At 61.1% G+C, this 24,093-nt stretch carries 21 protein-coding genes and 3 pseudogenes; 8 read left to right on the top strand and 16 right to left on the bottom strand.

The features are described from left to right. Positions 1-43: 43 nt before the first annotated feature. The 9 genes from bioZ to AC56QP_RS11440 all read right to left on the bottom strand — a co-directional run bounded on the left by bioZ (position 44) and on the right by AC56QP_RS11440 (position 9,551). A complete protein-coding gene (gene bioZ, locus AC56QP_RS11480) occupies positions 44-1,027 on the bottom strand; it encodes a 3-oxopimeloyl-[acyl-carrier-protein] synthase BioZ (RefSeq protein ID WP_489859620.1) in 984 nt (327 codons plus the stop codon). After that, positions 1,024-2,289: an adenosylmethionine--8-amino-7-oxononanoate transaminase gene (locus tag AC56QP_RS11475; protein WP_489859621.1), complete on the bottom strand. Its 1,266-nt coding sequence runs from the start codon at positions 2,287-2,289 to the stop codon at positions 1,024-1,026. Before AC56QP_RS11475 ends, bioZ begins: the two co-directional genes overlap by 4 nt. Beyond that, positions 2,289-2,924, bottom strand: coding sequence for a dethiobiotin synthase (gene bioD, locus AC56QP_RS11470; protein ID WP_489859622.1), 636 nt, complete (start codon positions 2,922-2,924; stop codon positions 2,289-2,291). The genes AC56QP_RS11475 and bioD overlap by 1 nt, the downstream gene beginning before the upstream one ends. Next, the gene (locus AC56QP_RS11465) at positions 2,921-4,060 is read right to left on the bottom strand and encodes an 8-amino-7-oxononanoate synthase (protein ID WP_489859623.1); all 1,140 of its coding nucleotides are present in this window, start codon (positions 4,058-4,060) and stop codon (positions 2,921-2,923) included. The genes bioD and AC56QP_RS11465 overlap by 4 nt, the downstream gene beginning before the upstream one ends. Continuing rightward, positions 4,057-4,998, bottom strand: coding sequence for a biotin synthase BioB (gene bioB, locus AC56QP_RS11460; RefSeq protein ID WP_497100554.1), 942 nt, complete (start codon positions 4,996-4,998; stop codon positions 4,057-4,059). The genes AC56QP_RS11465 and bioB overlap by 4 nt, the downstream gene beginning before the upstream one ends. Positions 4,999-5,151: 153 nt before the next feature. Beyond that, entirely contained in the window at positions 5,152-6,006 is an 855-nt protein-coding gene (gene nadC / locus AC56QP_RS11455; protein WP_489859625.1) for a carboxylating nicotinate-nucleotide diphosphorylase, read from the bottom strand. Next, positions 6,006-7,547, bottom strand: a complete 1,542-nt coding sequence (locus tag AC56QP_RS11450; protein WP_489859626.1) for an L-aspartate oxidase — start codon at positions 7,545-7,547, stop codon at positions 6,006-6,008. Before AC56QP_RS11450 ends, nadC begins: the two co-directional genes overlap by 1 nt. Further along, the gene (nadA, locus tag AC56QP_RS11445; RefSeq protein ID WP_489859627.1) at positions 7,544-8,518 is read right to left on the bottom strand and encodes a quinolinate synthase NadA; all 975 of its coding nucleotides are present in this window, start codon (positions 8,516-8,518) and stop codon (positions 7,544-7,546) included. The genes AC56QP_RS11450 and nadA overlap by 4 nt, the downstream gene beginning before the upstream one ends. 64 nt (positions 8,519-8,582) lie before the next feature. Then, positions 8,583-9,551: an NUDIX hydrolase gene (locus tag AC56QP_RS11440; RefSeq protein ID WP_489859628.1), complete on the bottom strand. Its 969-nt coding sequence runs from the start codon at positions 9,549-9,551 to the stop codon at positions 8,583-8,585. Between the two features lie 212 nt (positions 9,552-9,763). On the opposite strand from AC56QP_RS11440, the pseudogene AC56QP_RS11435 reads away from it, so the two are divergent. The 6 genes and pseudogenes from AC56QP_RS11435 to AC56QP_RS11410 form a co-directional block, all read left to right on the top strand. Further along, positions 9,764-10,156, top strand: a pseudogene (locus tag AC56QP_RS11435) (3-methyl-2-oxobutanoate hydroxymethyltransferase); the annotation flags it as partial. Next, positions 10,153-11,016 carry a pantoate--beta-alanine ligase gene (panC, locus tag AC56QP_RS11430; protein WP_489859629.1) on the top strand — a complete coding sequence of 288 codons (864 nt, stop codon included), beginning with the start codon at positions 10,153-10,155 and terminating at the stop codon, positions 11,014-11,016. The pseudogene AC56QP_RS11435 and the gene panC, both read left to right, overlap by 4 nt. Before the next feature lie 160 nt (positions 11,017-11,176). Continuing rightward, entirely contained in the window at positions 11,177-11,902 is a 726-nt protein-coding gene (locus AC56QP_RS11425; RefSeq protein ID WP_489859630.1) for a LuxR family transcriptional regulator, read from the top strand. A 111-nt stretch (positions 11,903-12,013) separates the two neighbouring features. Continuing rightward, a complete protein-coding gene (locus tag AC56QP_RS11420; RefSeq protein WP_489859631.1) occupies positions 12,014-12,646 on the top strand; it encodes an acyl-homoserine-lactone synthase in 633 nt (210 codons plus the stop codon). A 22-nt stretch (positions 12,647-12,668) separates the two neighbouring features. Further along, a complete protein-coding gene (locus AC56QP_RS11415; RefSeq protein WP_489859632.1) occupies positions 12,669-13,043 on the top strand; it encodes a transcriptional regulator domain-containing protein in 375 nt (124 codons plus the stop codon). Beyond that, positions 12,955-13,512: a DUF2285 domain-containing protein gene (locus tag AC56QP_RS11410; protein WP_489859633.1), complete on the top strand. Its 558-nt coding sequence runs from the start codon at positions 12,955-12,957 to the stop codon at positions 13,510-13,512. The genes AC56QP_RS11415 and AC56QP_RS11410 overlap by 89 nt, the downstream gene beginning before the upstream one ends. Before the next feature lie 495 nt (positions 13,513-14,007). Here the strand turns inward: AC56QP_RS11410 and AC56QP_RS11405 are convergent, their stop codons facing one another. Beyond that, positions 14,008-16,164, bottom strand: a complete 2,157-nt coding sequence (locus tag AC56QP_RS11405) for a peptidase domain-containing ABC transporter (protein ID WP_489859634.1) — start codon at positions 16,162-16,164, stop codon at positions 14,008-14,010. A 32-nt stretch (positions 16,165-16,196) separates the two neighbouring features. Beyond that, positions 16,197-17,279 (bottom strand): HlyD family secretion protein, encoded by a 1,083-nt coding sequence (locus AC56QP_RS11400; protein WP_489859635.1) that lies wholly within the window; start codon positions 17,277-17,279, stop codon positions 16,197-16,199. On the opposite strand from AC56QP_RS11400, the gene AC56QP_RS11395 reads away from it, so the two are divergent. After that, positions 17,272-17,631 carry a hypothetical protein gene (locus tag AC56QP_RS11395; RefSeq protein ID WP_489859636.1) on the top strand — a complete coding sequence of 120 codons (360 nt, stop codon included), beginning with the start codon at positions 17,272-17,274 and terminating at the stop codon, positions 17,629-17,631. The genes AC56QP_RS11400 and AC56QP_RS11395 overlap by 8 nt on opposite strands. Positions 17,632-17,757: 126 nt before the next feature. Here AC56QP_RS11395 and AC56QP_RS11390 read toward each other — a convergent pair whose 3' ends face one another. Beyond that, on the bottom strand, positions 17,758-17,922 hold the full coding sequence (locus tag AC56QP_RS11390; protein ID WP_489859637.1) for a hypothetical protein: 165 nt from the start codon (positions 17,920-17,922) through the stop codon (positions 17,758-17,760). Positions 17,923-18,610: 688 nt separating this feature from the next. On the opposite strand from AC56QP_RS11390, the pseudogene AC56QP_RS11385 reads away from it, so the two are divergent. Continuing rightward, positions 18,611-20,067, top strand: a pseudogene (locus AC56QP_RS11385) (ISKra4 family transposase). 21 nt (positions 20,068-20,088) lie between these two features. On the opposite strand, the pseudogene AC56QP_RS11380 reads toward AC56QP_RS11385, so the two are convergent. From AC56QP_RS11380 to AC56QP_RS11365, 4 genes and pseudogenes are all read right to left on the bottom strand, one after another. Further along, a pseudogene (locus tag AC56QP_RS11380) lies at positions 20,089-20,284 on the bottom strand (hypothetical protein); the annotation flags it as partial. Positions 20,285-20,376: 92 nt separating this feature from the next. Beyond that, positions 20,377-22,041 (bottom strand): chaperonin GroEL, encoded by a 1,665-nt coding sequence (gene groL / locus AC56QP_RS11375; protein ID WP_489859638.1) that lies wholly within the window; start codon positions 22,039-22,041, stop codon positions 20,377-20,379. A 63-nt stretch (positions 22,042-22,104) separates the two neighbouring features. Continuing rightward, positions 22,105-22,401, bottom strand: a complete 297-nt coding sequence (gene groES, locus AC56QP_RS11370; protein WP_489859639.1) for a co-chaperone GroES — start codon at positions 22,399-22,401, stop codon at positions 22,105-22,107. Between the two features lie 410 nt (positions 22,402-22,811). Continuing rightward, positions 22,812-23,936, bottom strand: coding sequence for a TlpA disulfide reductase family protein (locus AC56QP_RS11365; protein ID WP_489863625.1), 1,125 nt, complete (start codon positions 23,934-23,936; stop codon positions 22,812-22,814). Positions 23,937-24,093: the final 157 nt, after the last annotated feature.

The following is a 24,093-nucleotide window of genomic DNA, read 5'->3' as shown; positions in this document are numbered from 1 at the left end:
ATCCATAATGAATCCTGCCGTCCTCGGAGCAGCCAGGTGTCGGCTAAATTCCGACGACGAGTGCACCGCCGCTGAGACCCGCACCCGCTGCCGCCAGCAGGATTTTCTCGCCCGGTCGAAATGGGTCCGTCCGATGGGCCAGCGAGAGCGACAGTGGGATCGTCGCGGCGGAAGAGTTGCCGTAATCGGCGATCGTCTTGACGATTGCTTGGTCCGTTATTCCGAGGTTTCGCCCGACCGCGTCGAAAATGCGGGCATTGGCCTGATGCGGCACGAACCGATCAATGTCCTGCGGCCGCATTCGGGCCGCGGCCAGCGCGCTTATGGAGCAATCGGTCATCATCTCGACAGCCTTGGCAAACACTTCGCGGCCGTCGGTCATTGTCATGCGGGTTTGCCCGATGTCGAGGTCGCCGCGGAACGGGATGTTGCTTCCTCCCGCCGGGATATGGATCAGCCCGTAGCGTGAGCCGTCGGAATCCACCGAAGCGCCTAGAATGCCCTGATCCGGGTCCTCGCACGGACCGACCACCAGGGCGCCAGCGGCATCGGCAAACAAGACCGAGCTCGCGCGCTCGGCTGGATTGATGCGGCGGCTGAGGATGTTGGCGGCGATGACCAGCGCTGGTTTGCCGTGCAGGCGAGTGAACCCATCCGCAAACATCAGCGCATAGATGAAGCCAGCGCAGGCGCCGGTCAGGTCGATCGCGCCGGCGCGGCCCAGTCCCAGCCGATGTGCGACCAGCGGTGCACTGGGCGGCAGGAGGTGATCGGGCGTCGAGGTGGCGAGCAAGAGTAGACCGATGTCGCTACGGTCAATACCGGCGTTCGCCAGCGCCATGTCGCCAGCCTGCGTGGCAAGACCAGACAGCGTGTCTTCGTCCGTTGCCCAGAAGCGGGTGCGGATTCCGGTACGCCTTTCGATCCAGCCCGGCTCAAGGCCGAGATTGTTTTCGATCTCGGCATTCGCAACCTTGCGCCCAGGCGCATGATGACCGAACCCGAGAATGCGCGACGACTTGCTCATGGCCTAGACCCGAAGCGTTCGCCGGCCTCCTCGATCGCGTCGTAGAGCGCGTCCAACTCGCCGCCGGTGATGCAATAGGGCGGGAGTAGATAGAGGACATTGCCGAGCGGACGAACAAGCAGGCCGCGCTCGAGGAAGAACGCGCGCAGCTTCGGACCAATCTCGGCGAGGTAACCTGCGGAACCGGTTCGAAGGTCGAGCGCTGCGATCGTTCCCGAGGTTCGGCAGTCGGCAAAACATGGATTGTCCCGAAAGCGTTGCAGCCCGGTGGCCTGCATCGCGCTCAACGTCGCGATCCGCTCGGCCACCGGCTCGTCCTGCCAGATCTCGACATTGGCAAGTGCTGCCGCGCAGGCGATCGGATTGGCGGTGTAGGAGCTCGAATGAAAGAAGGTCTTCTTCCGGTCTTCGGAATAATGGGCCTGGAAGATGGCATCGGTGGCGAGCGTGGCCGCCAGCGGGATGGCGCCGCCGGTCAGGCCCTTCGAGGTGCACAGGATGTCTGGAGAGATGTTCGCCTGCTCGCAGGCGAACATGGTTCCAGTGCGCCCCCAGCCGGTCATCACCTCGTCGGCGATCAGCAGCGTGCCGGAGGTTTCTGCGATCTTCTTCAATTCGGCCAGAACCCAGGCCGGATACATCAGCATGCCGCCGGCGCCCAGCACGAGCGGTTCGACGATCAGGGCGGCGGCGCGCCGGTCGCGGGCAACTGCCTCGAACCGATCCAGCGTCTCTTGTTCGCGTCCGGCGGCCGGGAAGGGGATGGTGTCGACCTCGAACAGCAGGGGCTCGTAAGCGGCATTGAACACGCCGCGGGCACCGACGCTCATCGTGCCGATAGTGTCGCCATGATAGCTGTGCTCCATGACGGCGATGCGCGAACGCGGCGCGCCGATGTTGCGGAAATAGCCGAGCGCCATCTTCAGCGCGACTTCGACGGCGGTCGAGCCACTGTCGGAATAGAACACCCAGTCGAGTCCGGCGGGAGCGAGGCCGACAAGTGCCTTGGCCAGGCGTTCGGCCGGCTCATGAGTGAAGCCGGCGAAGATGATCTGGTCGAGGCTCGACGCGGTCGTCTCGATAGCCTTCATGATGCGGGGGTTGCGGTGGCCATGCGTGACGACCCACCAGGAAGAGATGGCGTCCAGGATACGCGTGCCGTCAGCCTTATGGAGATAGGCGCCTTCCGTCAGGACGATTTCTGGAATCGCCGGCTCGAGCGCGTGCTGGGTGAAGGGATGCCAGACTGGTGACCGCGACATCATTCCCCTCCCGCAATAGAGGCGAAGGCGAAGCCGGCGATCATTGCCGCTCTCAACGTTTTGTCGGTCAGCGGATCGATATGCGGCAGCCTGCCGAGCTGTGGCACGCCGCCCATTTCCACGATTGTCCGTTGCGTGTCGGCCATCTCATCGCCGATGAAAGCGATTCCTGCCAGCGGGATGGAGCGGGCGCGCAGGGCCTCGATCGACAGCAGCGTGTGGTTGATGGTGCCGAGCGTGGTGCGGGCGCACAAAATGACCGGCAGCCGCCACTCAGCGAAGATGTCGATGAACCTTGTGCGCCGGTTAAGCGGCACCATCAGCCCACCCGCGCCCTCGATGACGAGCGGCGTCGGCAGGACGGGAAAAGTAAGATCGGCAGCCTTGATCGCGACGCCGTCGATCTCGGCCGAACGATGCGGCGACAGCGGGCTCTTCAAGCGGTAGGCTTCCGGCAGCACGCGCTCCGAGGGCAAGCCGGCAAGCCGCGCGACCACCTCGCTGTCGGTCTCGCCGTCGAGGCCCGATTGCACCGGCTTCCAGTAGAAACCGTCGATCAGGCCGGCGAGCCCAGCCGCAAACACGGTCTTGCCAATTCCGGTGTCGGTTCCGGTGATGACGATGCGCATGATCATGCCGAGGCCAACACCTCGACGAGCGCCTCGACCATCGCCGAAATGTCGTCTTCGTCGACGTTGAGCGTCAGCGAGATGCGCAGGCGCGATGTGCCCTCGGGCACGGTCGGCGGACGAATGCCGCGGATGTCGAAGCCGCGCGCCTGCAATGCCGCCGCCACCACCATGGTACGCCCAACGTCGCCGATGACAAAGGGCTGGATCTGCGAGCCGCTGGGCGTCACGCCGCAGCGCTCGGCCAATTGACGGCCGGCGAAAGCGACACGCTCATGCAACTGAACACGGCGCATCGGCTCGTCGGACAGCATGGCGAGCGCTTCGCGTGCCGCGACCGCCATCAGCGGCGATGGCGCGGTGGCGTAGATGAAGGGCCGGCAACGGTTGACGAGATAGTCGCACAGCGTTCGCGGCCCAGTGACTAGCGCGCCGGACGCGCCGAGCGCCTTGCTGCATGTGTGGAGCGCGACGATGTTGTCGCGGCCCTCGAACGCGGCGGCCAGCCCCCGGCCGTCCGGTCCCCAGACACCAGTGGCATGCGCCTCGTCGACGACTAGGAATGCCTCGTGCCGGTCGGCAAGCGCGATCAGGCTCTCCATCGGCGCACGGTCGCCATCCATGCTGTAGAGGCTTTCGGTTCCGATCCAGATGCGCCCCACGCCGCCTTCGGCACGCCAGCGCGTGATCGCATCCTCGACAGCGTTGGCGTCGTTGTGCGAGGCCAGCTCGAACTGGGCGCGGCCGGCCTGCGCGCCTTCATGCATGCTGGCGTGCGCGAGTTCGTCGAGGACCAGCAGGTCGCCCTTCTGCGGCAGGGCGGTCAGCAGAGCAAAGTTGGCGATGTAGCCGCTGCCGAAGAACAGCGCGCGGTCGGCGCCGAAGAACGTCGCTGCGTCCGCCTCCAGTTGCTCATGCTCCGGCGCATTGCCGCGCAACAGCCGCGACCCGGTGGCGCCGACCGGCGTGCCCCGTGCAATCGCCGCCGCAACCGCGTCGCCAAGTCTTTTAGAGGGGGCAAGCCCGAGATAGTCGTTCGACGAGAAGTCGAGACCGGCGCGCGGCGACAGCGTCCGCAACCGGTCCTTGCGCGCCAGCCCCTGCAAGGTCGCCTCGTACCGGGCAAGCGGTGTCCCGTTCATTGGGTGTCGAGTTCCATCGGCTCGATGCCAAGGCGGCGGAACAGGAGGGTATCCTTGTCCTCCCCAGGATTGTTCGCCGTCAGCAGCGTGTCGCCGACGAAGATCGAACTGGCACCGGCGAAAAAGCACAGTGCCTGCATCTCGTCGGTCATGGCGGTGCGGCCGGCGGAAAGACGGACATGCGATTTCGGCATCATGATGCGCGCCAGCGCGATTACGCGCACGAATTCGATCGGCTCGATCGGCCTGGCTTCGGCAAGCGGGGTGCCGGCGATCGGGATCAGCATGTTGATCGGAACGCTTTGCGGATGCTCCGGCAGATTGGCCAGCGTCACCAGCATGTCGATCCGGTCCACCGGTTCTTCGCCCATGCCAACAATGCCGCCACAGCAGACCTTGATGCCGGATTGGCGAACCAGCTCGAGCGTGTCGAGCCGGTCACCAAAGCTCCGCGTGCTGATGACCTCGCTATAGTAGCGTTCCGACGTGTCGATGTTGTGATTGTAGTAGTCGAGACCAGCCTGTTTCAGTCGAGCGGCCTGCTCAAGGTCGAGCATGCCAAGCGTCATGCAGGTCTCCATGCCGAGTGCCTTGACGCCTTCGACCATCGCCACCACCGCGTCCATGTCGTGTGCCTTCGGGTTTCGCCAGGCAGCGCCCATGCAATAGCGCGTGGCGCCCGCGTCACGCGCCTTGGTCGCCTCCGCGATGACGCGGTCGACCTCCATCAGCTTCGACGCCTTCAGGCCGGTCTCGTGATGCGCCGACTGGCTGCAATAGCCGCAATCCTCCGGGCAGCCGCCTGTCTTGATGCTGAGGAGCCGGCTGAGCTGGACCTTGTTGGGATCGAAATTCTGGCGGTGAACGGTTTGGGCAAGGAAAAGCAGATTGTTGAAAGGTGCATCGTGAAGGGCGCGAGCCTTCTCCAGGGTCCACATCGCGCCATCATCGCATTGCGCCCGCGGCATCCTCTTAGTCGCATTGGTGTCGTGCATGTCCGTCCCGCTCTCAGTTCTTGCCTTGCCGCATCTTCATCGTCCGAATTCAGGCCGGTTGATATGTATCGATCCTGACCGTTTGCTTGTGGGTTATCAGGGCGCTCGATAATCCAGTCCGATATCGAGAATTGGCGCGCTATGGGTCAGCCAGCCGATGGAGATAAGATCGATACCAGTGGCCGCGATGGCTGGCGCTGTTAAGGCGGTAATCCGGCCCGATGCTTCGGTGATCGCCCGGCCTGCAACCATGGCCACTGCTTTGCGCAATTCGTCGACCGACATGTTGTCGAGCAGGACGGCGTCGGGGGCCAGAGCAAGCACCTCTTCCAGTTGGGCTAGTGTGTCGACCTCGACTTCGATCTTGACGAGATGGCCGACGCTGCTTCGCGCGCGCTCCAGCGCGGGGCGAATTCCGCCGGCGATGGCGATGTGGTTGTCCTTGATCAGGATGGCGTCATCGAGGCCGAAACGGTGATTGGAGCCGCCACCGGCGCGCACGGCGTATTTTTCGACAGCCCGCAACCCGGGTGTCGTCTTGCGGGTGCAGACGATCTTGGCTTTGTGCCCGCGGATTGCATTGACGATCGATGCCGTCGCTGTCGCGATGCCGCTCAAGTGACAGAGAAAATTCAGCGCTGTCCGTTCCGCTGTGAGTATGGCCCGGGCAGGACCGCTCACCGTTGCAATGATCTCTCCTTGTGAGACTTCGCTGCCGTCTGCTCGCTCCACGGTCATCTCGACATTCTGGTCGATCAGGCTGAAAGCGAGGATCGCCAGATCGAGTCCGGCGACGATGCCTTGCTGCCGTGCCGCAAGCACGGTCGTTGCGTGGCTTTCGCTTGGTACGATGGCATCCGAGGTTACATCACCGGCCCTGCCGAGGTCTTCGAGAAGGGCTGCCCGTACCAGAGGCTCGAGCATGATTGCGGGAAGTGGCGCGAGCCTCATCAGGTGACGCCTTCCAGCACTGGCAATTGTGCGAGTTCCCGCGCTTCTGCGAAGGCGGCTTCGAGGGTGATTTCGGAACGGCGCGCGACGGTTGCATGATGCGGAAAGTCGGTCCGGAAATGAGCACCGCGGCTTTCCCGGCGGCGCAAGGCGGCAATTGTGATCATCAGCCCGACCGCCGCCGGATCCGATGACGCGTCCTTGCTTTGGGCGAGCGGCAGCAAGGCGTGTGCGGCTGCCTTCAAGCCTTCACCATCCCGCACGATGCCGAGAGCGCGCGACAGGAAAGGACGCACGGGTAGCGGATCGGGCGATGGATAATTACCCGCAAACGCGGGCTTGGTCCTGCGAGCGGGGGTTCCGGCCACGCTTTCAGCCACCCAGCGCGCGCAAACGACGGCCTCGATCAAGGAATTGCTGGCGAGCCTGTTGGCGCCATGCAGTCCAGTCGAGGCGACCTCGCCGCAGGCCCAGAGCCCCTTGACGGAGGTACGGCCGGAGCCGTCAACGGCGACCCCACCCATGTGGTAGTGCTGGGCCGGACGAATGGGAATGAGATCGCGCACGGGATTGAGGCCAATTCCACGACAGGCTGATGCTATCGTCGGGAACTGTCGCGCGAATGCCGGGCCAGGCTGTTGCCGCGCGTCGAGAAAAACACGGTGGCCGCGCGCAAGATGGTTCCACACGGCGCGCGCCAAGACATCGCGGGGCGCAAGTTCCGCCCCTGGCACACCCTGTAGAAAGGGCTGGCCGGTTTCATCGATCAGGGCTGCACCTTCGCCGCGAACAGCCTCGCTGATCAGCGTCATGGGACGCTCCGGTCCGTCAAGCGCGGTCGGATGGAACTGGATGAACTCCAGATCGGAAAAGACAGCTCCCGCGCGAGCCGCAAGCGCCAGGCCCTGTCCACAACTGCCCGAAGGATTGGTGGTGTCGAGAAACAATCCACCAATCCCTCCGGTGGCGAGCACCACCCGCCGCGAGCCGAAAAAGACCGGTCCTATCGAACAGCTCGCCCAGACGCCTCGGATCGCATTCTCTCGCACCGCCAGCCGGCGCGCTTCCACGCCCTCCACGACAACGATCGACGGAGTGGAACGCACGGCCGCGATCAGGGCACGCATGATCTCTCGCCCGGTACCGTCACCATGCGCGTGAACGATGCGACGTCGGCTGTGCGCGGCCTCCAATCCAAGGCGCAGCGACCCTTTGAACGTACGGTCGAAGGGGACTCCAAAGCCGGCAAGCCCCTCGATCGCACTGGGCGCGTCCTGGAGGATGCGGCCTGCCATATCCTTGTCGCAGAGCTCGTCCCCGGCCGCAATCGTGTCGGCAAGATGCAGCGCCGGATCATCGTCCTCACCGAGGCTCGCGGCCAGACCGCCCTGAGCCCAGGTGCTCGATGTGTCAGCTCCGAGTAGCGTCCTGGACAGAAGAAGCACTGGCTCAGGGGCCAGATGAAGCGCAGTCATCAGCCCGGCGATGCCGCCGCCGATGATAATGGGCCGTCCGAAGAAGCTGCGGATATCGGGGCTCAAATTGCCAGCATCCGTTCGACCGCAAGCCGTGCGCGCCCCGCGATCCCGGGCTCGATGGTGACTGCATGGCGGTTCTGCTCGAGCGCTGTACGGATATTGGCGAGCGTTATCCGCTTCATGTGCGGGCACAAATTGCAGGGACGGATGAACTCGATCTCGGGATGTGCGAGCGCGACATTGTCGCTCATCGAGCACTCCGTCATCAGCACGACGCGGGGCGGCTTTTGCCGTTCGACATAGTCGCACATGGCGGCGGTCGAGCCGGAAAAATCGGCCTCAGTCACCACCTCAGGCGGGCATTCGGGATGCGCCAGCACCGTCACGCCCGGATGGTCCTCGCGCAACTGGCGGATATCGGCTGGCGTGAAGCGCTCATGCACCTCGCAGTGGCCCTTCCAGGCGATGATCTCAACGTCGCTCTGGGCAGCGATGTTCTTCGCCAGGTACTCGTCCGGCAGCATGATCACCCGAGGAACACCCAGGGATTCCACGACGGCTTTCGCATTGCCAGAGGTACAGCAGATATCGGACTCGGCCTTCACCTCGACCGATGTGTTGACATAGGTGACGACCGGCACGCCTGGATAGCGCTGCCGCAACTGGCGCACGTCCTCGGCGGTAATGGAATCCGCCAGGGAACAGCCTGCGCGCAGGTCGGGGATGAGCACGGTCTTTTGCGGGTTGAGCAGCTTCGCGGTCTCGGCCATGAAATGCACGCCGGCGAGCACGATGACATCGGCGTCGGCTGACATCGCCTTGCGCGCAAGCGCCAGGCTGTCGCCGACGATGTCGGCGACACAGTGGAAGATCTCCGGCGTCTGGTAGTTGTGCGCCAGGATAACGGCGTTGCGCTCCCGCTTCAGCGCCAGAATTGCCTCGATATCGTCTAGAAAGGTGAGCCATTCGATCGGGGGGACGACGCGCCGAACGCGGTCGTACAGGGTCGCACCCGAAGGCAGGATGGCGCTCATCGAGCCTCCAGTTATAGTCCAAAAGAATATAAGGCCTATATATCCTTTGTGACTATAAGGGATGTCAAGCCCTCGTAAGCGGCAATTTTGTCCCGGCCACCGGCCTCTCATCGAGAATGTCGTGGCGGAAGCGGTAGAGCTGCGCTGGCCGGCCCCCAGTTTCGGTGGTCGTCTCCCCGGTCTTCTCAACCAGCTCCTGCTGCTCTATGAGCCGTCGAAAGTTCGGCTTGTTGATGAGCCTGCCGGAGAGTGCCTCCACGGTTCGCTGCAGCCGCAAGAGTGTAAAGAGCGGCGGCATCAGTTCGAACACGACGGGCCGGTATTTGATCTTGGAGCGCAACCGCGCAATAGCCGTTGCCAGGATGCGGCGGTGATCGGCGATCATGGATTTACTGGGCACCAGCGGACGCGGGGGCGCGTCCCGTCCGATTCCGGCCTCTTGGACCAGGCCTGCTTCGTAGACCAACTCATAGCGTTGAAGCGTAAGTTCCTCGTTCCAACGGCGCTCGTCGAAGCCGAAGGCAATCGCCGCCCGCAGCCGGCGTTCGCGTCGCGTGGCGGCGTCGCTGGCGCCATCCGCCCATTCAATCAGGCGCGGTCGCAAAACATCCAGCACCACCGCCGGCGTGCCGGAGCGGTGATCCTCCCACGGAAAATATTCATACCAACTTTGCCAGCCGCACTTGGGCGAGCCCGTTGCCTGTTCCTTGCGGGTCAGTGCGAGATAGCTGATGGAGATGACGCGCTGCTGGCGCTCGGCCCCGATGCGGTCCCGATCGGCGAAGGTGTATAGTTGCTCGATGTACCCCAGCGGGTGCCCGGTCTGCTGCTCGACCCATCCCCTCAACCCGGATTGCGGCGATCGGTGCTCAAGCGCAAATGGTCCGGAGGGCAGCGTGTCCGCCTGCCGGATGGTAAGGACACAGGGTTCACCGTCGTTTACGGCGACGACAACGGCGATCAGGTCCACTTTGACGTCCTCAGCCTTGACGGCGGCTCTGTCTTTCCTGGTTCCTGTTGCCTGATGGTCCATGTTCGCGAAAGTGATTAGCCCAGTCTCGGGGCGCCTGAATCGATTTAGTGTAAGCGTGGCTGCCTGTACGTCAACACACGCACAGCTGCATGCCCGTTTTTTAGCTCTTCGCACTTGCACAAAACTGTGCCAAACGCGACACCCGCCGCGGGTAACGCAAGGGAAGGAGGCATGAGGTGTGCGCAGCTGGTGATACAAAGGCGATTACACCGCCAGCGCCAATGAATACATTCGGCGGCTATCGTGTGCAGGGGCGGGGAGACGATGCGGAGCGGATCAGGCGCGACGCTGGCCCGGTCATGGAGACCGGCGCTTTTTCGGTGGTGCTGGAAACAGTGCCCGAGCAACTTGCGCAGGCCATCACTGCGCAGATCGCCATCCCAACAATCGGCATTGGCGCCTGGCTAGCCTGCGACGGCCCGATGGTCGACGACGGCATGGGCATGTTCACCCGCTTTCGGCCGAAATTCGTCAAGCGCCATACCGAACCAGGCTCAGAGGGCGAGGCGGCGATCGCCGCTTACGTAGCCGATGTGCGGGACCGGCGCTTTCCGGCGGCCGAACATGTCTACGCCACCGCCTCGAGAGCCGGAGCCGTCGCATGAGCGTGCCGATCGTTCGAACCGTTACCGAGCTTCGCACCGTTGTTGCAGGATGGCGCCGCTCGGGCGCAACTGTCGCGGTGGTACCGACCATGGGGGCATTGCATGAAGGACATCTGAGCCTCGTGCGTGCAGCGCTTCAGAAGGCGGATCGGGTCATCGTAACGCTGTTCGTCAACCCCAAGCAGTTCAACAGTGCCGCCGACCTTGCCGCCTATCCCCGGACGGAAAACCAAGATGCGGCAAAGCTCGGGCCGTTGGGCGCACACCTGCTTTATGTGCCGGATGGCGAGGCGATGTACCCTGCGGGCTTCGCTACGACTGTTTCGGTGGCCGCAATCGGCGAGGGCCTGTGCGGCGCATTTCGGCCGGGCCATTTCGATGGCGTGGCGACCGTCGTTGCCAAGCTCTTCTTGCAAACCGGCGCTGATTTCGCCTTTTTCGGCGAAAAGGATTTCCAGCAGCTTCAGCTTGTCAGGCGCATGGTCCGAGACCTGGATATTCCAATCACCATTACCCCCTGTCCGACTGTCCGCGAAGCCGATGGTCTCGCTCTATCGTCGCGCAATGCCCGGCTCTCGCCTGCGGAGCGCGCCGTTGCCCCAAGGCTCGCATCGATCCTGCTCGAGGCGGCCGATCGGTTTGCGCGTGGCTCTTGCGTCCTGCCAACCCTTGCCGAAGCGCGCGCAGCAATCTTGTCGGCAGGCTATCGCGAGGTCGAATACCTGGAGCTTCGCGGCGAAGCCGATCTGCAACCGATGACAAACGTTGACCGACCGGCGCGCTTGCTTGTCGCGGCGTGGCTCGGCGACACACGGCTCATCGACAACATCAGAACATCACCGGTTGGTTCAACAAATTAACGAGGTTGTCGGCGTTGCGGCACGCTCCGCAAGCAGAGGTAGGAAAGCAATGGCGGCGATGAAGGCGACAACATCCCACGAGCGCTATCGGAGCGCGACCGCTTAAACCCGGGTCCTGCCTGGCATCCAGCGACAGTCACGGAGGTTACGCAAAACGCACATGCATCGCGTGTTTGAGAACTTCGTCGAGCAACTCTCCGCAAGCGTCGACGCCGCCGATCTCAGTGAGACAATGGCGTCCGCCGCCGCCGGCTTCGACTTTCCGCTCTTCGCCTATTTTACTTACCCGTCGGTCCCCGGCGACGCGCCGCGCCTGATCTCAAACTATCCGTCATCCTGGACATCACGTTATCTGCAACAGCGGTACCACAGTCTTGATCCGGTCATCCTGCGTGGGCTGCAAGGCTGGGATACTTTTGATTGGGGCCTGGATCGTGCTCGGAAAAGTCTGCCGGCGTCACAGCAACAAATTCTGGAGAGTGCAGGTCAGTTCGGCATCCGTAGCGGACTGACGATGTCGATGCACGATCATCGTGGCCGGTTTGCTGCGCTGACCTTTGCTTCCGATGAGTCCCATCCGCCGCTTTTGCGGTCCCTGACACGTTATGAAAAAGCATTGCAGCTGGTGGCGGTCAACTTTCACGTCCATGTCCGGCGCAGGCTCGGCGGCGATCGTGTGGTGGATGGTGTAACGCTCACTCCGCGAGAGTTCGAATGCCTGAAATGGACGGCGCGCGGCAAGTCGGCCTGGGACGTCAGCCAGATCCTCGGCGTCTCGAAGCGCACGGTGACCTTCCATCTGGAAAACGCCAAGGCAAAGCTTGGCGTGCGAACGGTCAACCAGGCCGTCGCACGGCTGGCTGCGTCCGGTCAGGCGAGATCGTGATCCTTCCGCCAAGACAGCTGTATCCGCCAAGATAGCTGTAAACGTCTACAGGCTGAATCACCGTCAGCTTTAGCCTTCGATGGCGGGAACACATCCCGCACGGAGGCGACCATGCTGCAGCTGATAACACCCGACCTTTACGGCGAGTTCGCAAGCGAGCTCAAAGAGATGCACGGGCTGCGATATCGGGTGTTCAAGGAAAGGCTCGATTGGGAAGTTCAGACCGAGGACGAAATAGAAACCGACGCATTTGACGGCTTCAAGCCTGTCTATCTGCTGCTCAAGGGATCCGATTGGCGAATTCGCGGTTGCGTGCGTCTTTTGCCCAGCACCGGACCCACAATGTTGCGCGACACTTTCCCGGTGCTGCTGGGTGGTGACGTTGTCCCCTCGACCGCCGAGATATGGGAAAGCAGTCGTTTCGCGCTCGATCTCCCGCCGTCAACGCCCAAGGCAGCGGGCGGGCTGGCCCAGGCAACCTACGAGCTCTTCGCCGGCATGATCGAGTTCGGCTTGGCCAACGATCTCACCCGGATAGTAACGGTGACCGATACGCGCATGGAACGGATCCTTCGCCTCGCAACGTGGCCATTGTCGCGCATCGGACAGCCGATGCCCGTCGGCAAAACGGAGGCGGTGGCCGGGCTTCTCGAGATTTCCCACGCGAGCCTTTTGCGCATCCGCGGCAGGGGACGTTTGCGCGGACCGGTACTGTGGAAACCGGTTCTAGCCCCGTCGGCATAGCGCTATTGTGGACACCTGAGCCGTGACGGATGCTGGTCTTCCCAAGGATGCGACGGTCGGTCATGTAGACTGGCCGGACTGGCGTCGTCACGAAGCTTACCACTACGTCAGACGATTGCCGCGCACTGCCTGGGCCTGGGAATTTCTTCGGCGTAATCCGCAATTCCAGCGCGACCACGCCAGGATTGCACCGCCCGCCTGCATTGTCAGAAAACGCGCCGATACGAGGATAATCGAGCTGACGACAGGATCATCTTTCCTCAGGCAATGGAGCCTCCTTTTTTGCGGACGCGCCACAATCGGACGCCATGTCGGCAACGGTCTTTTGGGATCCGCGCGACTGCGCCCATGTTCTACGAGCGGCCGCGGAGCCGGGTGGGCTCGACCACGATTTTGAACCGCTTGATCTGTTTTCCCTCTCGTGCGGCAAGGACATCCTGGCGACACCTGACGGCGTGCAGCACGTGCTGCTGAGTGCGGACTGTCGGAGTCTGCAGATCGTCGTTTCCGGTGCCTCCGTTCTGCGCCCGTTGCGGCTATATGTCGACGCAATCGTGCCGCCGCGGCGCCTCAAGTTCCATGTCGCTGCCCTTCAGTTCCTAAATGACATCAATGATTGCGGCCGCCTGGCAGCTGCTTGCCTTCCGCCGGAACCTCGCGGAGGGCGTCTGCGTATCGTGCTCCAGGCCTTGGATGGTTCGCTTGCCGGCGCATCTCATCAGGAAGTCGCCATTGCCCTGTTCGGGAGACGGCGTGTCGAAGAAGATTGGTCTCATCCAGGCAACCATCTTCGCGACCAGGTGCGTCGCGCCATCCAACGTGGCCGCTACCTGATGGGCGGCGGCTACAGACAGTTCCTGGTGTAATTGGGGTGACAGCTTGTCATTGGCGTATTCGAAAACGCGATTTGACGGCGTTTGGTATGACGGGGTCATTGTGCGTTGCACAAAACCTGACGCGCGGTTAGTCCTTCCGCGACGGGAATCGGGTTTGGGGACGAAGCACTGAGAACCAATGCTTCGTTGAGAGTGCATTGAGACCGGTAATTTCTCTGGGGTCGAATACAGATTGTTAGGCCCGCGTAGTCCATGAGCGTCGCTTTGTTCGGAGGGACGGCGATGGCGGTGGAATGGACGAGCCTAACAACCCGTGTTTGACCCCGGAGAAATTACCGGTCTCTGGAAACTCGTCCAACACTGCGAGGACATCCGCAATACGATGCCTATCGCCGTCTAACTCGTCGACGGATCGGACCGCGGCACACCCACGAGGTTGAAACTAAGCGACGGCGATATACATTCGCCGCTGCTGTTCTATGCCTCATTGCCCCAAAATTATGACGTGCCCCTCACCGAAGCTGTTTAGCTGGATCCGGTTTGCGCCCGCCACAAGCGAGCGTAAGCGCCTTCAGCTGTCAGCAGATCAGCATGCCTCCCCTCCGCAACAACCCGCCCCTTGTCCAAGACCACTATTTTGTCGGCGCAACGGATGGTGCTGAGTCGATGAGAGATGATGACGATGGTCTTGCCGCCCCGACGCAGATCCTCAACCACTCGCAGGACAAACGCCTCGGCGACCGAGTCGAGAGAGGAGGTTGCTTCGTCGAGGATCAGGATCTCCGGATCCCGGTACAGAGCCCGAGCCAACGAAAGGCGCTGCTTCTCGCCCCCGGACAGGCGTACGCCGTTTTCGCCTAGATAGGCCTGGAAGCCACCGGGCCAGCGCTCGATCACCTCCCGCAGCCCTATTTGATCGCAGATTTGGAGGATCTTTTCGATGTCCGGCTCGAACTCGCCAAGGGCGATGTTGTCGATCACCGAGCCCGAGAACACATCGATCGATTGCGGCACCGCAGCGACAACCTTGCGCAGGGATACGGTCGACAGGTCCTGGAGGGCACAACGGCCGATCCGGATGTTTCCACCCTCAAGCGGGTAGACATTCTGCAGCAGCGCCGCAAGGGTGCTCTTGCCCGAGCCGCTTTCCCCCACCACTGCTGTCATTTCCCCCCGGCGGAACGTGGCGCTAAGATCCTGGAAAAGCTCGAACTGGCTACCATATCGGAACGTGACCTTCTCCAGGTGAATGTCGCCAATGTCGGATTTGTCTGCATCGATGCCGCCACCGCTTTCCGGCTCCAGATCGAAGATCTCGAACAGACGATCCGCTGCGACAAAAGCATCCTGAACGATCCGGTTGGTCTGGATCAGACTGGCAATCGGCCGGGTGATATAGCCCAGCAAGGTATAGCAGGAGAGTAATTCGCCAGGCGTGACGGTTTGATCGAGGGCAAGTGTCGTTCCGAACCACATCAGCACGATGGTGAATAAAGTTGCGAGGAATGTCGAGGTGCTGTCTCCGAATATCGAGATCAGGCCGGAGCTGTAGACGGAGTGCAGCATCTTGATGAAGCGCGTCTCCACCTTGAAGTTGGCGAAGCTCTCCATGCCGGAGATCTTGATTGTGGAGACAGCTCCGAGTGATTCCACCAGTTGTGTCTCTAATTCGGCAGCGTTCTCCATTACGGCGCGCTGACGATTCCTATTCAGCCGGTTGATGATCCAATAGACCGAGAGGTACAAAGGGATGGAGACCGCCACGACCAAGGCGATCTTCCACGAGTAGATGAACATCAGCCCTAACGAGAACAGTACCGTTAGCACGTCAACGAACATGTTGATCGAGACGTCGTTCAGGAAGCTCCTGATCTTCACCGCGTCATTCATACGGGAAATGATTTCGCCCATGCGCATGCTGTCGAAGAACTTCTGAGGCAGGCTTAGGATGTGATTGTAGTAGCCGAGGATTAGCTGGACGTCGATCTTCTGCCCCGTTTGCAGGACGAGCCGGTTTCTGAGGAGATTGATTAGGATCTGCACAACCAAGATCAAGAGCATGGCCACGCTCATCAGGTTGAGCAGATTGCGGTTGCCCGCTGTAATCACATGGTCGACGATCTTCTGCACGTAAATGGCAGTCGAGAGGCCAAGGATCGTCGTCACCAGCGCCCCCGCGAGAGCCTGCGCCATCGCCGCCTTGTGTGGCGCAAGCAGACGCGCGAAACGACCTAGGGGTGAGGTGGTCTCGTCGCGGCGCTTGAAGGTGTCTGCGGGAACCAGGAGCACCAGGGCGCCAGTCCATTGCTTTTTGAATTCCTCGTGCGCCAGCTTGCGGATTTCACCATAGGCTGGGTCCATGACGATGACCCACCTGGCGTTGATCGCCTGGACTACGACGAAGTGACGCAGGACCTCGCTGACGACTACGTGCGCGATGGCGGGCTTGGGGATCTTGTATAGGCTGTCGAAGCCACCCTTTACCCCCTTGGCGACGAAGCCCAGCTTCCGGGCCGCTTCTATGAGGCCCAGCACAGTGGTGCCGGAGCGGCCGGTCGAGGCATACTGGCGGATACGCGACAATGGCAGCTTGTAGCCATAGAAGGCCGCGACAGAAGCAAGGCTGGCGGCCCCGCAATCCGTGATGTCGCGCTGCTTGAACTTGATGACCTTGCTCGACATAGCGGCTCGCTGACTGTTTGGAAAATGAAGGATCAGTGGCTCGCCAGGAGCGGATTGAGCCAATCGTCGACCTCGTTGTACAGGAGTTCCAGGACAGTGCGGTCGCCCAGGAGGAAGCGGGCCCGCACGGTCATGCCTTTCTTCAGGTTACCGATGACCCCGTGCTTGAAGAGATGGCGGCGAGAGAGCGCGCAGCGGACCTTGAAGGCCGGGCTCCCGTCGTGCAGGGTGAAGTCATGCGCCACGTCGAGCACCGTCGCGTCAATGACACCCCATTGATTGTAGTTGAAGGCATCCACTTGGAGGCGCACCGACTGGCCGGGGCGCACAAAGCCGATGTCGTTGGGAGAAACGAAGATTTCCGCCACCAGTTCACCATCCGGCGAAACCCAGGCGACGGTTTGCCCGGCCTGGACGTAGCTGCTGGAAGTGAGGCCCGAGAATTGCTCGAGAGCGCCTGATACGGGGGCTCGAATGAGAGTCAGGTCCCGTTCGCTCTCAAGCTGATGCAAGGCGGCCGTGAGTTCCTCAAGGCGCAGGTTAACGTCGGACAGCTGCTGGTTCCATTCGGTGAATTTGCGCCGGGCGAGGATCTCGCCCTGGATCTCAATGTTCTGAAGTGCGAAGGCCTTTTCCTCAACGGCCTTTGCCGGTGCTACAGCAGCGGAGAGCAGTCGCTTAGCACGCTGAAGTTCCGCAGCCGCATTACCGCGGGCATGTTGGTTCTCCCGCACAAGGTTGAGGAAATGGGCGCGCTCGGCCGTGGCGGACTCGGTCAAGAGGCGGATCGGGTCCTTGGCTTGCGTGCCGGAGGAGATCAGGGTTTCGAGGTCACTGGCAAAATCGCTCTTTGCGCGAATATCGCCTGTAAGCACCCTGAGCTTTTCCTCAATCACCCCATTATCGAGGGCGAGGATCTCTTGCCCCTGAGCGACCAGATCGTTTTCAGCGGCAAGGATGCGGGAGATGCGTCCGGAGACGGGCGCGACCAAGGGCGTCTTCTCGACGGTGGGGCGAATGATACCTGCACTTTGGACAGACACCGATATGGTGATAAGTGGCAGCGACAACAATGCCGCAGCCACAGAGAGCACAATAATCTTGTAGATGATCAAAGATCTCTCTGATCTTCGAGAAAGGATGCTCTCTGCAGTGCAGTTGGCGAGTTCAGGAACAAGTGAGATATTCATGACGATCTCGCTGGCTACAATGATGTTGATCCATGATGTTGCCAATTATCCACCATTTCTTCGGCGCGTACTACACCAACGAAATACCACAGCAGAAACTGAGTCTATGAACCAAAGACCACCGGAAGTTGATGATGCCGCTTCTCGGGTTGACTCGGTTAAGCCGTATACTGATATGTCGGCGATCATTCTGCCGCTCGGCAGCACTCCCCCCGCGCCTAAAGACGGCAATACCCATGCCGACTACGAGAATAGAGGCCAAAAAGGCGTTCTGTAGCTTATTCCCAACCCAACTGAGAGTGCGTCGGCCGTACGTCACGCTGTCTTATGCGACAAACCAGGCGACATCTGCCTGGAGGTGACCGAGGTCAACCCAAGGCAGTTGCGAATATTGTCGATCGTCTTAATGATGCTTAAGATATCTTTCCAAGGCTGCTATAGACAGTCCTAACGCAGCAACTGCGCCAAATCCTGCCACCGCTGCCCAGAACCACCACCCTCCGGACGTTGCACATGCTTCTTCGCGCGTTAACTCTGTCACACCATAGGCTGGCATATTGGTCTTCATTTTTTTCTCCTTTCCTAGAGCTTGAAATCACAGGATGAAGCAATAATGCACCGTAGCAGCGTGTGCCGCCGCACAACGAGAACATCAAGAGTCGTGCCAACTGCACAGGAAACCGCAAAACAGCACTCATGCATTTTGTTTCAACGGCTTAGTTGTGAGCGCGGCGGCACATCGGGGCGAACAACACAGTGTCACGAACTCGACAAAACCGACAAAGATGACCAAAAGTCGTTCTGGCCGTCTGGAAAGGATGCTCTCTCCAGTGTAGCTGGATACGTCAGGGGAAAGTAAGATATTTTTTCCTAGCCCCAGATAGTGACCAGTAGTAGGCCTATGACTTTTTCTTCGTTAGTTCTAGAATGCCAGCGATTATAACTGCGACACTAAAAGCTACAAACAATAACCAGAGAAGCCACCCGCCAGAAGTTGAGGATGCCTCTTCCCGAGTTAGCTTAGTCACGCCATATACAGACATATCGGTATTCATCGTTTTCTCCTTATAGAACATGCAGATCAGTCAAGGTCGACTGTCGAAAGGCAGATCGCCGCCGTGCAATGAGAACATCAAGACTCGTGCCAACTGTGCAGGAAGCTTCAGAAAAAAAGAGACCGGTAATTTCTCTGGGGTCGAATACAGATTGTTAGGCCCGCGTAGTCCATGAGCGTCGCTTTGTTCGGAGGGAAAGCGATGGCGGTGGAATGGACGATCACGATCGAGGGGAGGAACGAGTTCGGTGACGTTTGCCGGAAGGCGGTCTGCATCGACAAGAGCCGGGAACGTCTGTTTGACGGCGACCTCGGCCTGTCGATCGAGAACGGCAAGACCATCATGGCGGCGCTGCAGAGCGCGGTCGTGAACCATGAGGCGGAGACGTATTCCCTCTTTCGTCGGGTCTGCCCGGATTGCCACAGTTTTCGGCCGGTCAAGGACTACACGACGCGGCGGATCCGGACTGTCTTTGGCATCATGGCGGTGCGCAATCCTCGTTGGATGCTGTGGCGGGATTGTTACCCAGGCATGGTCGATGCCTTTGCGCCGATGCGGGAGATCTGCCCGGATCGAGCTACATCCGAGCTGATGGAACTGACGGCGCGGCTGGGGAGCATGATGCCGTACCGGCAGGCTGCGAGAGTGCTTGCAGAATTCCTGCCCGTTGAGCCGACCGAGACGCATGCCACCGTGCGCAAGCGAACCATCAGGATTGGCGAACGGCTCGACGATCAGGTTGCTGAGGAAGAATTGCACGCAAGGGCGCAAACGCACGAACGACGCCAGCTTGAAATGCAGCTTCCCGGCGATCGCCGCAAAGAGTTCGTCATCAGCATCGATACTGCGCATGTTCGCAGCGCCGATTCCAATTCAGCGCGCAACTTCGAGCTCGTTGTGGCCCGATGCGGCCGCGGCGGGCGGGGCGAAGGTGGCGGTCGCTATTTCGTCACTAGCAGCACCGACCAACGGGCAATCCGGGATCGCGCCCTTCATGCCCTTCGGGAAGTAGGCTACCGCGGCTTTGGCGATGTGACGGTGATTTCGGACGGCGCCGAAATCCTGAAGCGGCTACCCCGCGCAATGCCGAGCCGACGGCCCACATCATCGACTGGTTCCACATCGCCATGAAGGTCCAGCCGATGCAGCAGATCGCCGATCATATGGCTCGATCCCGATCGGGTCTCTCTGAAGCGCTTCCCGCAATCGACCGTGACATCAGAGCGGTGAAGTGGCGCCTGTGGCATGGGCGGGTCGATCGCGCGATCACCGATCTGGAGCAACTCTTGGAGAGGGTGAAGGCTTCGCAAGGAGACAGCGAGTTCTCCATCGCCCGACTTCAAAGCCTCGGCTTGCAGCTCCTGACCTATATCCGTTCGAACCGCGGCGCGATCGTCAACTATGGCAAGCGCTACCAAGCCGGCCTTCGCGTCGCAACGACTCTGGCTGAATCGGCAGTGAATTCACTTGTCGGCAAGCGGATGGTCAAGAAACAGCAGATGCGGTGGTCGCTCCACGGTGCTCACATGCTCATGCAGGTCAGGACGGCAGATCTCAACGGCGAGCTTCGCAATCGATTGCGGGCACCGTTCCGACAGCCAGAGCCGAACGTGCCACCACTATTCAAGCCCAAACCGCCTCTCCTGCGCGCCGCCTAACCCCAGAAGTTACCGGTCTCTCTGCAGCATGGCCAGGCCGTCCTCGACGATCTGGTGCCGACTTCACGCCTTTCATCTGCGCAATGAAGCCGACGCCGCAGGCATCATGTTCGTTACGCGGATTGTAGAGGCCGTGCTCCGCAGCGCGTTTGACGGCGACGGCTTTCGTCTGCGCGGGGGCGGTCTGCTCCGTCGTCACAGGTGAAACATGCATCATCGTCCTTCCTCCGTTCTTGCCTCCGGCTTGGCTTCGCGCCAGAGAAGGGCGGCATCGCTGCCGCCCATCGAGATTGGTGAGAGGCGCGGGCCTCAGAAACCCATACCGCCCATACCACCCATGCCGCCCATGCCGCCGCCGCCCATGCCGCCAGGCATGCCGCCGCCAGCCGACTCCTTCTTCGGAGCCTCCGCGATCATGGCTTCGGTGGTGACCAGCAGGCCGGCCACCGAGGCCGCGTCCTGGAGAGCCGTACGGACAACCTTGACCGGATCGACGATACCCATGGCGATCATGTCGCCATATTCGCCGGTCTGGGCGTTGTAGCCGAAGGTCGCGCCCTTGTTCTCGAGGATCTTGCCTGCAACGATCGATGCTTCCGCACCGGCGTTCGACGCGATCTGGCGGGCCGGAGCCTGCAGCGCGCGACGGACGATGTTGATGCCAGCAGCCTGGTCGGCATTGGCGCCGGTGGCCTTGATGTTGGCCGAGGCGCGCAGCAGGGCGACGCCGCCGCCTGCAACGATGCCTTCTTCCACGGCCGCGCGGGTCGCGTTGAGGGCATCATCGACGCGGTCCTTCTTTTCCTTGACTTCGACTTCCGTCGCACCGCCGACGCGGATCACCGCAACGCCGCCCGCCAGCTTGGCGAGACGTTCCTGCAGCTTCTCCTTGTCGTAGTCCGAGGTGGTCTCTTCGATCTGCTGCTTGATCTGGGCGACGCGGCCCTGGATCTCGGCCTTCTTGCCGGCGCCGTCGACGATGGTGGTGTTCTCTTTGGAGATCGACACCTTCTTGGCGCGGCCGAGTATGTTGAGGCCGACGTTCTCGAGCTTGATGCCGAGGTCTTCCGAGATGACCTGGCCACCGGTGAGGATGGCGATGTCTTCCAGCATGGCCTTGCGGCGATCGCCGAAGCCCGGCGCCTTGACGGCAGCGATCTTCAGGCCGCCACGCAGCTTGTTGACGACGAGCGTGGCCAGGGCCTCGCCTTCGACGTCTTCCGAGATGATGACCAGCGGCTTCGAGGTCTGCACGACAGCCTCGAGGATCGGCAGCATGGCCTGGAGGTTGGAGAGCTTCTTCTCGTGCAGGAGAATGTAAGCGTCTTCCAGATCCGCAACCATCTTGTCGGCGTTGGTGACGAAGTAGGGCGACAGGTAGCCGCGGTCGAACTGCATGCCTTCGACGACTTCGAGTTCGGTCTCGGCGGTCTTGGCTTCTTCAACCGTGATGACGCCTTCGTTGCCGACCTTCTGCATCGCTTCCGCGATCATCTTGCCGACCGACTCGTCGCCATTGCCGGCGATTGTGCCGACCTGGGCAACTTCCTCGGAGGTCTTGATCTTCTTGGCAGCCTTGCCGAGAGCCTCGACGACGTCGGTGACGGCGAGGTCGATGCCGCGCTTCAGGTCCATCGGGTTCATGCCGGCGGCAACCGCCTTGTGGCCTTCCTGGACGATCGACTGTGCGAGAAGGGTCGCGGTCGTGGTGCCGTCGCCGGCGATGTCGTTGGTCTTCGAAGCAACTTCGCGGACCATCTGTGCGCCCATGTTCTCGAACTTGTCTTCAAGCTCGATTTCCTTGGCGACGGTGACGCCGTCCTTGGTGATGCGCGGGGCGCCGAACGACTTGTCGATGACGACGTTGCGGCCCTTGGGGCCGAGCGTGACCTTCACCGCGTCGGCGAGGATGTTGACGCCGCGCAGCATGCGCTCGCGGGCGTCGCGGGAGAATTTTACGTCTTTGGCAGCCATGTTTTAGCTCCTGGCAGGGGCTTGGATTGAGCCCGAAAGTTCAGTTGACGGTGAGGCCGAGATTCAGCCGATGATGCCCATGATGTCGGATTCCTTCATGATCAGAAGGTCTTCGCCATTGAGCTTGACTTCGGTGCCCGACCACTTGCCGAACAGGATGCGGTCGCCAGCCTTGACGTCCAGCGGGACGAGCTTGCCGGCTTCGTCGCGGGCGCCGGAACCAACGGCGATGATCTCGCCTTCCTGCGGCTTTTCCTTCGCCGTATCGGGGATGATGATCCCGCCGGCGGTCTTGGATTCGGATTCGACCCGGCGAACGACCACGCGGTCATGCAGCGGCCGGAAATTCAAGTTTGCCATTTTGGGATGTTCCTGGTGCGGAGGTTGGACGGCTGTCCGTTGCCGGAGCGTGCGAGTGCTATCGTGGCGCTGAGACAGGCGGTCGGCTGCGTCCCCCGTCTTCCCCGCCTTTGTGAGCAGGTGGATCGGTGGGCAGCGCCCGAGCTGGCTGAGTAACCTTCTTCATGTTGCCAAGCCTTACTCCAGTGCCATCTTTGACGGGTCCGGGAGACCCGCAGCGGCAGTATGTTTTGGTGAGGTGATCAGGGAACGTCTTCTCCTTAGTCGGTCACGTGTTTTCGGATGACGGCGAGGCTGGGCTGGACGCCTGGGCCGGCTATTTGCACAACCACGCCAGGGAAGTGGACGAATTGACCACTAAGGCATTTCGACTCTCGCCCCTTCTTTGGTTTCCTCCTTGGCCGCCCCTTTCAGCTTTTGGGAGAGTCCTTTTGCGGAGCCACACAGAGAGCGCCGTGACAAACCTTCTCACCCTTGTAGTTGGCCAGAGCCTGCAGCAACTCCGGTAGAAGGTGCTGTTTCAGTTCGTTCGAGATAGGCTCCGGACCCTCCAGCGCTTTCAGTGCCTGCTCGACCAACTCGATGGCGCGTGCTTTGTTGCCGCTCTCATGATAGTACTGAGCGACCATCGGATAAGACACGAACTTATAGCCGTCGCCTTGTGGCAGTGCCACGATGTGTTTGGACAGCTCTTCGCCCATCGCGAAGCGCTCAGCAGACGGAAAGCCGGAATAATCAAAGCCCGGCGTGAAGAGTTGATCTAGCGCCTCAATCATCCAATGTTCGGAGTTTCTATCGATCGCATCGCGAACGAATTGGCGCATTGCGGGCAAGCCGGCCTCCATGTCGCGCATTTTGTGAAGCAACAGAGTCACCTGAGACCGGCGGAAATTGAGGTTGTCGGGCAACAAGGTGATGCCCTCTTCGATCGCCGAGAGCGCCGTCTTCCAATCCTCGGTCTGCATTGCCGGCCGAAGCTTGTCGTATATGGGCTTGATCAGCGCTGTTTCGCGCGCTTCGGTTTTGCCTTCCGCAATCCGCTCCGCATCGGCGGATTTTGCCTGATCGCTGGTGCGCCAGCTGCCGTTAAGCACCCTCGGCAAAACCTCATCGAGTTCCACCGGATGACCGATAAAGGCGATGTGGCCGTCTCGGTCGACCACAAATGAGGTGGGAATCCCGAAAGAAAAGCTGGGCTCCATCCAAAGCTTTTTCATTTCGCCTGTGGAGTCGAACGCCATCCGATAGTTCAGATTCAGGAACTTTTCGGTCAACCACGCGTCCAGATTGCTTCGGGCCTCATCGGCCGTTGGAGCGTCTTCAGAAGCCGCGACTCCGACGATCCCAACGCCGCTGTCCCTGTATTTCTCCTGCAGCTGCATAAGATGGGGCATCGCGTCCACACATGGCGGGCACGAAGTTGCCCAAAATTCGACGATGTATACTTTGCCGGGCTCAAAGCTCGTGAGGGGCTCGCCACGCAGCCAGGTTTCGACTTTAATCGAAGGTGCCGGGGAGTCCATCTGCAAGACCATGTTGCTCCCCAAAGCTGTTGCCAAAGGTTGCTCGAGGTTATCCATCAGCTTGTTCCCTGTTAGATGCGAGGCACACGGGTTCAAGGGAGGAGCGCATCCTCGCCTTGCCCCACTGCTGCAAAGGCTATGCCAGCGGGCTCAGCACGCGGTAAGCGCC

It is taken from the genome of Mesorhizobium sp. RCAM 05104 (assembly GCF_059683645.1).
This window is presented reverse-complemented; position numbering and strand designations above follow the sequence as displayed.